Origin of the sequence: Dolichospermum sp. LEGE 00240, assembly GCF_015207875.1 — a bacterium.
Lineage (GTDB): Bacteria > Cyanobacteriota > Cyanobacteriia > Cyanobacteriales > Nostocaceae > Dolichospermum > Dolichospermum gracile.
In genome coordinates this window covers 1-13,762 of record NZ_JADEVZ010000098.1, presented here as the reverse complement: position 1 = coordinate 13,762, position 13,762 = coordinate 1, and the positions used below count along the sequence as shown (strand labels likewise).

General features: G+C 38.3%; 12 protein-coding genes and 2 pseudogenes. 4 read left to right on the top strand and 10 right to left on the bottom strand.

Features of this window, described 5'->3' with window-relative positions:
- Nucleotides 1-126: 126 nt before the first annotated feature.
- Nucleotides 127-553, bottom strand: a pseudogene (locus tag IQ226_RS22445) (DUF2085 domain-containing protein); the annotation flags it as partial.
- Between the two features lie 48 nt (nucleotides 554-601).
- Nucleotides 602-1,378: a Uma2 family endonuclease gene (locus IQ226_RS22440; RefSeq protein ID WP_193899097.1), complete on the bottom strand. Its 777-nt coding sequence runs from the start codon at nucleotides 1,376-1,378 to the stop codon at nucleotides 602-604.
- Between the two features lie 108 nt (nucleotides 1,379-1,486).
- On the opposite strand from IQ226_RS22440, the gene IQ226_RS22435 reads away from it, so the two are divergent.
- The 4 genes from IQ226_RS22435 to IQ226_RS22420 all read left to right on the top strand — a co-directional run bounded on the left by IQ226_RS22435 (nucleotide 1,487) and on the right by IQ226_RS22420 (nucleotide 5,356).
- The gene (locus IQ226_RS22435; RefSeq protein ID WP_193899095.1) at nucleotides 1,487-3,448 is read left to right on the top strand and encodes a bifunctional serine/threonine-protein kinase/formylglycine-generating enzyme family protein; all 1,962 of its coding nucleotides are present in this window, start codon (nucleotides 1,487-1,489) and stop codon (nucleotides 3,446-3,448) included.
- Nucleotides 3,449-3,674: 226 nt separating this feature from the next.
- A complete protein-coding gene (locus IQ226_RS22430) occupies nucleotides 3,675-3,944 on the top strand; it encodes a hypothetical protein (protein ID WP_193899087.1) in 270 nt (89 codons plus the stop codon).
- Nucleotides 3,914-4,054: an HNH endonuclease gene (locus tag IQ226_RS22425; protein ID WP_193899085.1), complete on the top strand. Its 141-nt coding sequence runs from the start codon at nucleotides 3,914-3,916 to the stop codon at nucleotides 4,052-4,054. The genes IQ226_RS22430 and IQ226_RS22425 overlap by 31 nt, the downstream gene beginning before the upstream one ends.
- A 450-nt stretch (nucleotides 4,055-4,504) precedes the next feature.
- Nucleotides 4,505-5,356 carry a DUF4351 domain-containing protein gene (locus tag IQ226_RS22420; RefSeq protein ID WP_193899076.1) on the top strand — a complete coding sequence of 284 codons (852 nt, stop codon included), beginning with the start codon at nucleotides 4,505-4,507 and terminating at the stop codon, nucleotides 5,354-5,356.
- A gap of 42 nt (nucleotides 5,357-5,398) precedes the next feature.
- Here the strand turns inward: IQ226_RS22420 and IQ226_RS22415 are convergent, their stop codons facing one another.
- From IQ226_RS22415 to IQ226_RS22380, 8 genes and pseudogenes are all read right to left on the bottom strand, one after another.
- Nucleotides 5,399-6,016: a hypothetical protein gene (locus tag IQ226_RS22415; protein ID WP_193899074.1), complete on the bottom strand. Its 618-nt coding sequence runs from the start codon at nucleotides 6,014-6,016 to the stop codon at nucleotides 5,399-5,401.
- Between the two features lie 142 nt (nucleotides 6,017-6,158).
- Nucleotides 6,159-6,335 carry a hypothetical protein gene (locus tag IQ226_RS25355; protein ID WP_228039609.1) on the bottom strand — a complete coding sequence of 59 codons (177 nt, stop codon included), beginning with the start codon at nucleotides 6,333-6,335 and terminating at the stop codon, nucleotides 6,159-6,161.
- Between the two features lie 265 nt (nucleotides 6,336-6,600).
- Nucleotides 6,601-8,712, bottom strand: coding sequence for a TIGR00300 family protein (locus IQ226_RS22405; protein WP_193899072.1), 2,112 nt, complete (start codon nucleotides 8,710-8,712; stop codon nucleotides 6,601-6,603).
- Nucleotides 8,713-9,186: 474 nt separating this feature from the next.
- Nucleotides 9,187-9,609 (bottom strand): hypothetical protein, encoded by a 423-nt coding sequence (locus tag IQ226_RS22400; protein WP_193899070.1) that lies wholly within the window; start codon nucleotides 9,607-9,609, stop codon nucleotides 9,187-9,189.
- 356 nt (nucleotides 9,610-9,965) lie between these two features.
- Nucleotides 9,966-11,561 carry a nickel-dependent hydrogenase large subunit gene (locus IQ226_RS22395; protein WP_193899068.1) on the bottom strand — a complete coding sequence of 532 codons (1,596 nt, stop codon included), beginning with the start codon at nucleotides 11,559-11,561 and terminating at the stop codon, nucleotides 9,966-9,968.
- A 92-nt stretch (nucleotides 11,562-11,653) separates the two neighbouring features.
- The gene (locus IQ226_RS22390; protein ID WP_193899067.1) at nucleotides 11,654-12,616 is read right to left on the bottom strand and encodes a hydrogenase small subunit; all 963 of its coding nucleotides are present in this window, start codon (nucleotides 12,614-12,616) and stop codon (nucleotides 11,654-11,656) included.
- A gap of 358 nt (nucleotides 12,617-12,974) precedes the next feature.
- Nucleotides 12,975-13,178 carry an RNA-binding S4 domain-containing protein gene (locus tag IQ226_RS22385; RefSeq protein WP_193899065.1) on the bottom strand — a complete coding sequence of 68 codons (204 nt, stop codon included), beginning with the start codon at nucleotides 13,176-13,178 and terminating at the stop codon, nucleotides 12,975-12,977.
- Nucleotides 13,179-13,230: 52 nt separating this feature from the next.
- Nucleotides 13,231-13,629, bottom strand: a pseudogene (locus IQ226_RS22380) (nitrate reductase associated protein); the annotation flags it as partial.
- Nucleotides 13,630-13,762: the final 133 nt, after the last annotated feature.

The following is a 13,762-nucleotide window of genomic DNA, read 5'->3' as shown; positions in this document are numbered from 1 at the left end:
TGTAATGTTCCAGATTGCATTGTGCTGTGGAAGGTTTGCTGATTTTTCTAATTGTCCGATACCTGATAAGTAGATGATACTTTTTATCAATACACTATTTTACTACTTTGTCAATGCGTAAGTCCTATAATTATTAAAATCCCATAAACCAAAAATCTGCGCTGCTAACTCCATAGGATAAGCCATCATCGACACACTAGCAAAAGCAGCACCAGTCAAACCATATTGACTTAACCAAAAAACACCTTTTCCATTAGTTAAACCATACAAAATTCGAGTTATCAATAAACCTGATACGTACCATAACAGCGCATACAAACCGCTATAATAAACGGTGGTGCTAACTCCAAACCCATAGTAGGCTGCGGACATACATGATTACCCATAAAGTAAATAATGTCCGCAATACCAGGAAGCGAAAACACACCAGATGCAGCCAGAAAAGGAGCAAGAGGCGGACCAAAAACCATCCCAGCTAACAGGAAATCAGCAAAAAACTCACCCAATTAACTTGTTTAAACTGTAAATCCCTGGATAAAATAGCCCGTTGCATCTTTTTTCTGTGTCCTCTGTGTTTCGTTTTCTTCAATACCAAAAATGATTATAAATCATCATCTGGATTTATACCCATTTCCCGTAGACGTGCTGCTAATTTTGCGGCTTTGTGTTCTGCTTGTTCAGCTCTTAATTTTTGTAATTGGGCTTCTTCTTTACCTACCAATAATAAATTACCATCTAAATCCCACCAACGTAGCCAAAGTTGTTCAGGATTATTTAAGTAACTTCCTTGCCATAGTCCCAATTCTACACCTAATGGCGCAATAGGATAATGTCCACGCTCGTTAGGCTGGATTTTTTGGTAAGAAAAATCTACCAAGTGATAAACCTCTAATTTATCATTATTAACTTCATAAATGGCATAATAGGGAATGCGGATAATGCGTTCATATACCCAGAATTTACCTGGTTTTTCACCTTCCTGTAAACCAGCTAGAGGAGTTGTATCTCTTTCTTCATTACCATTACCACTGGCTAATTCTATAGCAATTAATGGAGGAATATATTCCCGCCATAAGACATAGGAACGACGAATTTTACCATCTAATCTTGGTGCTACATCAGGGACATAAAACCAATCTGGTGCTATGCTACCTTTTTCTGGTGGTTCAGTTTCGCGCCAGTAAATACCACAATCTTGACCTATACAAAATTGTCCGTCGGGATGTAATTTTTGTAAAGTTTGAATTATGGAATCTGTGATAATTATACTTTGGGGATGTTCTTGAAAGTTTTTCACGAAAGTACCATCAGACTCTGGGAGTTGAGTATGATCAGGAAACTGCGGTGGTATAGCAATATCAGCCAGGGTTTCACTCATACTGTTTAAAGGATTGCAGTTGTTAGTTTAGTATTATATCAGAGAACAGGAAGCGCGGAATTACTGAATATTGTATTATAAAGGTTATACAGTCATCTGCCACAGTTTATGATCTGCTGCTTAAACCCGGATTGTTCCCAACCTGTCAACCCTGATGATCACAAGTTCTGTCAATCTTGCAGAACCCCGTTGATAGCATTATTAATCAATCGCTTTCGAGTATTGCGGGTGCTTTCTAATGAAGGTGGTTTTGGGAGAACCTATTTAGCGGAAGATAGCCAAAAGTTAAATGAACCCTGTGTAATCAAGCAACTTGCACCTAAACAGTCAGGAACTTACGCTTTAAAAAAAGCCACAGAGTTATTTATTGAAGAAGCTAAACGCTTACAAGATTTAGGAGAACACCCGCAAATACCAACGCTGTTTGCTTATTTTGAAGATAATGGGTTTCTCTATTTGGTACAACAGTTTATTAAAGGGGAAAATTTATTAGATGAATTAGCACAAAAGGGAAAATACAAGGAAACCCAAATTCGGGAATTATTACTAGATTTATTACCATCTTTAAAGTTTATTCATGAACGTAATATTATTCATCGGGATATTAAACCACAGAATATCATGCGCCGAGCCAGTGATGGTAAATTGGTATTAATTGATTTTGGGGCATCGAAACAATTAACTACCACAGTTCACACCCAAATAGGAACACAAATAGGTTCTTATGGATATAGTCCATTGGAACAAATTCAGCTTGGTGAAGCTTATCCAGCCAGTGATTTATTTGCTTTAGGTGCAACTTGTTTTCATTTATTAACAGGGGTTGATCCTTTTAATTTATGGACAATAAATGGTTTTAGTTGGGTGAATAATTGGCGACAATATTTATCTGGTTCTGTGAGTCAGGAATTGGGGCAAGTTTTAGATAAGTTGTTGAAAGTTGATATTCAAAAACGTTATCAATCTGCGGATGAGGTCATCAAAGATTTAGAAATTTCTCCTACATTTGTTGTATCTCCAGGGGGAAATAAAAATCAATCTTTGGGAAATTATCCAACTAGAATTAATCGTCGCGGTTTTATCTATGGAGGATTATTTTTAGGTGGTGTAACTGTCGCATTTGTGGGACAAAATTTATTTTCTGGGAAGCAAAATCAAACTTCAATTTCAGATACACCAACACCTAAAAATATACCAACTCCTGAAAATACACCAACTCCTGAAAATACACCAACTCCTGAAAATACAACTTCCTCAAATAACTTGAAAACCTTTAGTTTTGAAGTTGTCAGCACTAACGCATCAGGGAAAATCATCAAGCGACGCAACTCGTCAGCAAAATACTTTACAGAAGATTTAGGAAATGGTGTGACATTGGAAATGGTTGAAATACCAGGGGGAACATTTATGATGGGTTCACCGAAAAGTGAAGCAAAAAGAGGTTCAGATGAAAGTCCCCAACACCAAGTTACTGTTCCTAGTTTCTGTATGGGGAAATATCAATTGACACAGGCACAGTATCAAGCTATCATAGGTGCTAACCCTTCTGGTTTCAAAGGTGATAATCGTCCTGTTGAAAGCGTTAGTTGGAATGATGCAGTTACTTTTTGTCAACGGTTAAGCCAAAAGACAGGAAAAAACTACAGATTACCCAGTGAAGCTGAATGGGAGTATGCTTGTAGAGCCGGAACTACCACACCGTTTTATTTTGGTGAAAGTATTACTCCAGAATTGGTAAACTATAATGGTAATTACCCCTATGCTTCTGCACCAAAAGGCCAGGATCGTCAACAAACTACAGATGTAGGTTCTTTTCCTCCCAACGCTTTTGGTTTGTATGATATGCACGGTAATGTATGGGAGTGGTGTTTGGATGATTATATAGATAATTATTATGGTAAGCCCAAAAACGGGCGTGCTTTAAAAAGACAAAGCAAACGCAAGCTACTGCGTGGCGGTTCTTGGAAGTATCATTCTGAAAACTGTAGATCAGCAGATCGCAACAACTCCAGCATCGGTTACAACGGTATTGGTTTTCGGATTGCTTGTGCTAGTCTAATGAAGAGTTAGTGCCACTTTATACTCTTGTCCCTTTGCCCTTATTTTTCTTTTTCCTTCTTCTATCGCCTGACGGCTATTAATTTTTCTTTAATCATGGGCATGGATGTATGGTTTAACGATAACAGGCTTTTTAGGATGATGTCAAGGTTTTTTTGTCTGAATCAGGATGTCCAGGATTTAAGGATTTTCAGGAGTTTTTCTGAGATAATGGAAATAAAGACACTGTGAACACACAATGACTGCTCAATTAATGGTTCAACCTTCATCTTTAATATCTTCTGGTGTAAAGATTAGTGAATTTGGGGATATTTATTTATTTAAGTTTACCGATGAATTACAATGTCGTTTTGAAGAACTATTAACAAAGAAAAAAGCTGCTACACTCACTCCTGAAGAAGAAGCGGAATATGTAGGTATTTCGGAGTTACAGCGAATATTTACCTTAATTAATGCTCAAATAGCGACCAAAAGTAAATGGTGTCCGAACAAATTAGAAGAGTTGTAAGAAAACGATCTAAATTTCTCTGTGAATACTGCCACTCTCCAGAATACCTGAGTCCCGACCGTTTTACCATTGACCATATTATGCCCCAGTCTTTGGGGGGGGTCAGATGAATTGGATAATAAGGAAAGATTGATAGAACAGTTAAGAAAGCTGGGGGTAGAACCTGATATTTAATTTGTCAGAATCAGGATGTCCAGGATTTGAGGATTTTCAGGATGTTGTTGATAAATTGCTGGTTTTCCTTTGCGTCTTTGCTGCTTTGCGTCTACCCTGCGGGATCTCTAAAAGAGATTGCGCGAAACTGAATATTGTCTGAATCAGGATTTTTGTCATGTCCATATTCCTATCCCTAAATTAGTTTAAATGAATTGAGTATTTATAATTTGTATTTTGAAAATTTTATGTTGAAAATCGTATATATTAACATTAATCATAAATTTCTAAACCCTAAAAACACAACTCAAATAAACATCCTGTAAATCCTGAAATTCTGGATATCCTGATATGGCTAACGCCACGCTTCGCTATCAGACAATTTGACAATTTAATTTTATAATCTTATGAGTTTTGACAACGTTTGTAAACTACTAGCAGAAAAATATCCCTTTGATTTTGCTAAATGGTTGCTTCCCCAAGCACCAAAAACGATCAAAGTCTTAAAAACCGAATTGAGTATAGAACCAATTCGCGCTGATTTTGTCAGCTTCTTACAAACAGAAAATCGGATTTTACATATTGAATTTCAAACCAACCCACAATCTAAACCTCCAATTCCTTTTAGAGAGTTAGACTATTCAGTGAGATTAATCCGTACATATCAAGTTCCTGTTACTCAAGTCGTGATTTTCTTACAAGAAACAACAGACGAAATCGCTTTTACCGAAGCATACATCAATGAAACCACACATCACCGTTATCGTGTCATCAGAATGTGGGAACAAGATTCAGCTTTATTTCTCGATAATCTGGCATTATTACCATTAGCACCATTAACCCGGACAAATTCACCCCAAGGTTTATTATCCCAGATTGCCAATAGTGTTGCTAAAATTGCAGATAGGGAGACTAAACAGGATATTGCAGCTTACACAGAGATTTTAGCAGGTTTGCGATTTGAGAAAGACTTTATTCGTCAATTGTTAAGTGAGGATATTATGCAAGAATCAGTCATTTATCAGGATATTTTCCAAAAGGGCGAAAGAAAGGGAGAACAAAAGGGAGAACAAAAAGGAGAACTTAAATTTTGTTTGTTTTTACTTAATCAACGGTTTGGTGAACTTGATTCTTTAATAGTTGAAAAAGTCAAAGGTTTACCTGTTGAACAGTTAGAAAATCTAGGTGCGGCGTTGTTTAATATTTCGGAAGTTGCTGATTTAGTCACTTGGTTAAATCAACAAGATCATCAGAACTAATAATTTGTGGGGTTGGGTTGCAAAACCCAACCTACTTGATAATTATAAATTTTTCATTAAAGCTACTAAAATTTTCATTAAAGTTTCTAAATCATTGGGTACACGATAAAGGTTTAGATCTTGAGTAATTTGTTTTGATTCACGATGTAAAATTACAAATTGCCAAATATTACCAATAGAAACTGCACCATAGAGGATAGGATGATCAATAATAGACCAATTATCAAAGGCAATTAATTCTACAGCTAATTGGACAATTCCTCTTTCTAAATCGGCATTTTTAGCTTCAATAACTAATAATTGATTGTCAGCTTTAATATAATAATCAACAACTCCTTTTAATTGATTATTGATATTCAACCCATACTCTACTTTAACTTTAGCATGGGTATAGTGAATTAGTTCCATAATTACAGGAGCAATTAAAAATTCTCTCCTGGCGGTTTCACTGGTTAAACTAATATAGGGTAAACTTTCTTCAATACGATTTTTTAGGTCTGTTAATCTTTCTAAGTTTTGTTGAGTTGTGGGTAAGGTAAGAGATTGTGATTGAAAGTTATAGCCAAAATATTCTATAATTTCATCTGGTTCATAATTCAATTTGAAATAATCAGCAAAGGTGTAGGATTGATTAGAATCAATTATTGGTGTTTTTCCCATAATTATTTTTTCACTACTGTTAGGTTAATATACAAATATTTATTTGGATCAAGACTCCACCAAATTAAAGCACAAGTATCTAAAATAACGGTCATATTTCGCCCCATTCTTCAGTTGTGGGTGTGGTGATATCTTCAAAATATTAAATTTTACCACGTAGGGAGCTAAATAATTCTGCTGTTGAACTTTTCACACCAATATTTTCCAGTTTTGTAATTTCTATAGAGGTGATCAAAACTTGACTTTCTAAGATATTTTTAGGAATTTCAGCTAACTCGACTTTGCTATTTCTGTAGATTCCTTTCACAGTTTGTAACATAATAGACATCTCCGAAAATTAAATATGCGTGACATGAAACCTCTGTAGAGACGTTCCATGGAACGTCTCTACAATCTTTACCGGAGATGTCTAATGAATTATCTCCTTTGTTAGCGTTGTTTATATTATAACTGCTTATATTATATTCCTCTGTGTTCTCTGTGCCTCTGTGGTTCATTTAATTATTTTTTATACAAAACAAGAAAGCGGAAAAGCGGGCAAGATGCCCGCACCACAAGATAGAGAATCTTAAAGGCTGTGTTTGTTAACCTACATTAGCAACATAAGGACTGGTCAACTTATCCAATTGCTGAGTTAATAGACTGAGAAATAAACCCACATCTGTCACCACACCGACAGATTCTATTGAACCGCGATCGCTCAATTTTGTCACCACAGCCGGGTTAATGTCCACACAAACCATCTTCACACCTGCGGGAGTCATATTTCCCACCCCAATAGAATGCAGCATGGAAGACAGCATCAAAATCATGTCTGCACCTTGGATGATTTTAGAATACTCCTGTTGTGCTAAAATCAAGTTCATTTGGGTATCGGGTAAAGGTCCATCATCCCGAATTGAACCGGCGAGGGAGAAGGGAATGTTATTTTTCACACATTCATACATCACCCCGCTTTTCACCACTCCCGCTTCCACAGCTTTCGCAATGCTACCAAAACGGCGGATAGTGTTAATTACCTTCAAATGATGCCGATGTCCACCCCGCACAGCTACACCCCGCTTCATATCCACACCCAGGGATGTTCCTAGCAGGTTTTGTTCCATATCATGGACAGCGATCGCATTTCCGCCTAAAAGACCCTGTACATAGCCTTCCCGAACCAAGCGACAGAGATGTTCACCACCACCTGTATGAATCACCACAGGACCTGCCGTGACAACTACTTTACCGCCGCTATCCTTTATTTTACGTAATTCCCAAGCCACCTGTTCCACAACTAATTCCACCCGTCTTTCGCTGGAAACACCGGAAGACATGAAGCTGAATTCTTGAGAATTGCGTTGTTCCCGTGATTCGGCTTTGCGGACGGTGCGGATACCCAATACATCCACAACTACTTTATCGCCGATTTCTAAATCCCGGAGGAGTTTGCATTTTGCTACTATACCATTAGCAGTTGTGGAAATAGCGATCGCCCCATCCATGCGTTGATTTTCCACCTTCAGCCATTCTCCATTTACCCTCACTTCTGTGGGATAAATCGTACTAACATAGAAATCATCAGGAGCGACACCCGCTTGTAAGACAGGTTCTAATTTAGAATCTCGTTCGTCTTGAGGTAAATCAACCGCACCCAAATCAATTAACTGGGAGATGATTTCTTCCATCACTTCGTGAGATGGTGCAGATACCCTCACCTCAGCCGCAGATGTACTTTGACGTTGTTCTCCCAAGTTGAATTTGAGAACTTGGAAACTTCCCCCCATTTCCACAATTAAATCTAAAGCGCGGTTAATCAAACCTGCATCTAGCAAGTGTCCTTCCATGCGAATGACACGACTTTCTACAGATACATTAGCGTGAATTTCCTCGCCAATAGGTTCTGTCACCCGCAAAGTCAAGCATTTAGCCGCCCCACCAGCTTTGAGAAATTCCGTTAACGGGGTTTCAATAACTTGAAAACCAACTTCCGCTAACCGTGATTTTAAACCATCACTGGCTTTGTTCATAATCACGATGCTATCAACATTCACCGCATTACAAGCAAAGTTAACAGCATCAGCTTCTTCAATAGCAACCCGCTTTTCCGGTGCGACGCGCATTTCAATCACGCGGTTAGAGTAGGAATCAAACGCGCCAGGATAATACAGCAAATAACCATTTGCCAAAGGACAAAAGCAGGTATCCAGGTGATAAAAACGCTCATCCATTAAGCGCAGAGAAATCACCTCAATGTCCAGCCATTTAGCCAGGTAGGGGTGAGAATCTAATTCTGACCGAAAACCATATCCAGCCCATAACCACCGCCCTTCCCGGTCTAGGAGTGCGTCACCAGCACCTTCAAAGGGGAGGTCTTTGGGAAGTGTGTAAACATTAAAACCATTTTGTTCAAACCACTGTTGAAAATACGGTTCTTCACCTTGGCGTTCTTTATGTAAGAAGCGGCTGAGAACAACGTTCTCACCAAGGACTAAACCCGCATTAGCACTGAATACCATATCAGGCCAGCCTTTTTGGGGAGGCACTAAATCAACAATGGCATGATCTTTAATTACATGGTATAATTTATTCCATTGTTCCACTGCGCGATCGCGTGAGGATTTATGAATATTCCCTTCCATCCAAGGATTAATCACATAATCCACATCATAATGGTCAGGAGCGCACATCAAAAAACGAATTTGGGAAACCATAAAAATTTTACGAACTTCTAAAATGCTACTAATGTCTTCTGGATACAGAGTTTTGGTGATCCAATTCTGTCAAATCTGCTACTTAACCTCTACCTTCTCTTTTTGGTAGGCTTTATCAGGCGATCGTTATTATTCTATTACTACTAGGGACAATGTGAGCGGTAGGGGGAAAAATGTATTATGGGGGATGTTATAGTGTTGCTAATAACCGTTTAGAGAAAAGCATAGATATTGAATAATACAAGTATAGATTTTTTATTTTATAGAGTTTTGCCCGCAATCATTTTTTTCAAGATTCAAGTGGTAAACTTTCTTCTCAAACATCGTTTCAGATGATAATTTCTCGTCAAGAAGTCAAAAATGCAATAAATTATAATTCCCTTACCCTTTTGTGTTGGGTTGCGCTCCCCTTAACCCAATCTACAATTGTTATCAATTATCAATTGTTAGGTGGGCATTGCCCACCCTATAAATCTATAAACTCACACCATGTTTTTTGGCAATTTCTACAAGTTGTTCATATTGATGTTGTGATGCTTTAGCTAAAATTGCATCAGCTTCTTCTGGATTAGTACCATCTTTAGGAATTAAATACTTAACATAAAGAGAAACAAAATCAACCACCGCAGCTAAACCTGTTAATTCGTGTTTATCAGCTTGTTTTCCGGCAATAACAGCCACTAAACCGGCTCTAATTGGGTCAGGTCTAACTTTCATGAATTGGTCAACTAATTGCTTAGAATAATCCGCTGGTGCTAAATTCTTTAACTTACTTTGATCAGGTTTAAATTCTAATCCTGCGGCTGTTGATTGATCCAACATACACCATTCTATAAATTCTTGCAATGCAGCTTCAGGAAGCTTAGGAAGATATTGATGTAGTTCTAAATTAGACACAATTAGTTACCACTTTTAGTATTTAGTAATTTGTAAGAATTCAGGAGTCAGGAGTCAGAATATTTTTTTGGTAGTAAGAACTAGAGAAAACTATTTCTTCCATTAACTATCAAGAATGAGTCGAAAACTCTGATTCATTCTGAATCCTGTATTCTGTATCCTGAATCCTACAGTAATTCCTAATTGATAATTCATAATCTGATCATTAGAAATTATCAATTATTCCTTAAAATTCAGACTAACCTACGGATTTAGGAACTTTTGTACTGTAAACAACAATTATATAGAACCCTGACTTCTCAAAAATTAGATCCCCGACTTCTTGAAGAAATTGGGGATCTAGTAGATAACATAAATTAAGCTGTTCTAAATCTTGCTAATTCTTCCCCAGTTTTGGCATCATGGGCATGAACAGTACACACCAAACATGAATCAAAAGAACGGGCAACATGACCAACTTCCACCGGGTCTTTAGGGTCTTGAATTGGTGTGCCAATTAATGCTTTTTCAATTGGTCCTAGTTTTCCTTCGCCGTCACGGGGTCCAATATTCCAAGTACCGGGGGCAATAACTTGGTATTGTTTAATTTTGCCTTTTTCTATTTCTATCCAGTGACATAATGCACCTCTAGCGGCTTCAGTTGCACCCCAACCTTTACCATCTTTTTCTTCAGGTTTAATATACCAAGGATCGTTTAATTTGAACTCCCGTAAACAACGTTCAGCTTGACGATATAGTTTCACTATTTCGTGGACTCTTCCTAATTGCCGAAGATGAACACTTGCACCACCCATTTTCTTGAATGTATCGAGAATAAATGGGTCATAATGTTGCCAAGATTCCCCATGATTTCCCCCTGCAACTAATTGACGGGCGAGGGGTCCGGCTTCTAAACGTCCTAAGTCTTGGTGGAGGACTGCACTAGACCAAGAATATGCCCCATTAAAGTCTTTTTGGTTGTTATTAATTGGGTTTGTAGTGCGATCGCTTGGATGCCAATCTTCTGTACCTTCATTATACCAAGAATGGGTTAAATTCTCACGGGCAAAAGCTTGATTCATCAACGCATGAGTATCGGTGAAGCTATCATAAACACCGCTTTTCATAATCACAGCAGCGTTACGTCCTTCAATGGTGGGTTTATTATATTTATCCTCATGGGGAATATAACCCCAAGTCACATATTTACCCACACCTGCACCATATCTATCCAAACCGATATCTAACCCCATTCTCCAATATAAACCCAAGTCAGATTCTCGATGTTTAACATCTTCATTTAACCACTTTTGAAAGTCCTCATAAGATTGAATTTCTTCATATCTTTCTAAAGAACATCCTAACCACACTGGTTCTAACCAATTAGTGCGGAAATATTCCAAAATTGCCCAGGCGCGGGTAATATCAGTTAAAGTTGGGGCGCACATTACTCCACCAGGCACCATATAACTGCTGTGCGGCCATTGTCCACCTAATAAAGCGTAGATTTCTACAGGTTTTCCAGAAATGGTAATGCCGATTTCATAAGATTTACCTGTGAAAGCTGCAAAGCGCCGACAAGCTTCATCATAAAAGTGACTACGGCGATAATTTTTATTAGTTAAATCAATGGCAAACAAGCCATAAAAGTAGCGGGGAATACTTTGGATTGTTTCGACAATTTGACCTAAGTTTCTCGCCAAAATTGCATTTCTGGGAACTTCTGTACCCCAAGCTGTATCCAAAGCCCAAGAGGCGGAACTAAGGTGAGAACCGCCACAAATTCCACAAATTCTAGGGGTGACAATTAAACCGGCTTGGGGGTCTTTTCCACGTAAAATTATTTCAAAACCGCGAAAAAGTTCGGCATGAGTCCAGGCGTTTGTGACATATCCATTTTCGATTTCGACACGCACATCTAAATCACCCTCGACTCTACCAACGGGTGAAATATCTAAGGTTTGAATTGGCATATTTTCTAGGTAATTGGTGATTGGTAATAGGTAATTGGTGATTGGTAATTGTTTCTACTAATAACCAATGACCAATGACAACTGACTAATGACTAAACAGTAAAAAAGTCTTCGTCTGCCCATTTTGGGGCTGTGTTTTTGGCGACAACTGTGAGGACGGCGTAATCTTTGTGATTGACTCCGGGGGGTATTTCTTTGGGAACTCCCATGACGGTTTGGGTTTTGAAGACTGTTCCCGGTTGGAGGTCGAAAAAGGGAAATTCGGGTTCTGTACAGCCTAAACAGGGCATTCCGGCGCGGGTTTTGGAGGAGACGCGGTTCCAGAGAATGCGGTTACAGGAGGAATGGGTCATGGGTCCACGACAACCTAAGTCGTAAAATAGACAACCTTTGCGTTGTCCAAATTCGGCGGTTGTGGCTTTGTATGCAAAGTGAATGTTACGGGTACAACCGGTTTGGGTGTAGGTGTTAAAGAAGGTTTGGGGACGGTGTAGTTCATCGAGAACTATATCAGAAATACGATTAGTTGCGATCGCTACTAATATCTGCGTTATCCAGTCGGGGTGTGCAGGACAACCAGGAATATTAATCACAGGTAAGCCGGCTTGACTGACAAAATCTTTACCTAAAAAACCGCCTTCTTCCCGTTTGAGAAATTGCAGTCCTTTGGAGTCGCTGGGGTTGGGTAACATAGCGGGAATCCCTCCCCACGTCGCACAGTCTCCCACCGCGACAATGAATTTCGCCACTTTGGCTAAATCGTCTAACCAATCTTTCATGGGACGGTCAGCAAACCTGTTCCATTCTCCTGTACCATTAGGGGCGTTAACTACGCTACCTTCAAAGACCAAAATATCTACAGGAGTTTTACCAGAAACACAGTCCCATAATAGGTTTTGTAAGTTGTCACCTAGTTCCACACCCAAGGAAGGATGCCAAAGTATTTTAATACCGAAATCAGCAATTAAATCACACGCTGTAGGTTCTTCGGCATTAAGGAATGACATGGTGTTACCCGAACAAGCACCACCTTGTAACCAGAGTACATTAGTCATTAGCTATGTATTTTTAGATGTGTTAATAATGCACAATTGAAGAGATTCTATCGGGGTATAATTCCCCCTTTGACAAAGGATTTACTTGTAGGGAAGACCCATTGATCAATATTCATTACTTTAAACTAAGGTGTTATTTAAAGCAATTAACTTTTTTTTAATAAAACTTAATAATTAGCCAGATGGGATATTTTAGTAAATGCAATATCCAATGGTAATACCAATTCTATGTGAGGCTGCACATAATCCTTAAATCCGTTGATTTATCTGTCTTTATCCGCGTTTATCTGCGTGCATCCGCGTTAAATTATTCTATGCAGATTCATATTAATTTGGTATAAGATCAGATATCTCAGCATTAATCAACGGTATCTGATAAAATTTCCCCCACCTTTAAAGTTTTTCCTCCTACTGTCACCTCATCATCATCAACTAATTTCCGTCCTCTCCGTGTTTCAACTACACCATTAACTTTAACCTCACCATCAACAATCATCCATTTAGCTTGACCTCCAGTAGAAGATATTCCCGAAAACTTCAAAAACTGGTCGAGTTTAATCATTTGTCTTTTACCAACTAATTAGAAAGTATCATCTATAGCAATATATCAGAACTTAGGATTTTGGCAACAACTTAAATTCTGGCAAAGCCGGTAAAAAGTTTTTATTCTCATGACTAGGACGACTGAGTTTAATTAAGGCAAACCGTTGTCAGATAGTCAGGTTTTTCCACGCCTCAATTGTGATGATCACACCTATTTCTTGAGCCTTTTCGTGGATACTGTGAGGAATAGTGGTAATATCTAGCCATCCTGGATTAGCTTCAATTGGTAATTCAGCTACAGGTTTACCAGTCAGTTGCAATACTAACTTTTGAATGTAATTTCTATAATTCTGAATTTTACTATCTGGATCACAAGGTAAAGTCATTAAATTTTGACGTGATTCTTGATTCATCAGATTCCATTCTGCTAATTTAAGCTTAATACCGCAAGTATCTAGCTTATAGCGTACTTACATCCCACATTCCGCAGATACTAAAGCAAATTTAGGAATTAAAAATTTAGAGAAAGTAAAGCCTGAAAAGATTGCCGAGCAAAGATTTCAGGCTTTTATTTGTTAAAATAGTGTGATCAAATAGAGAGGG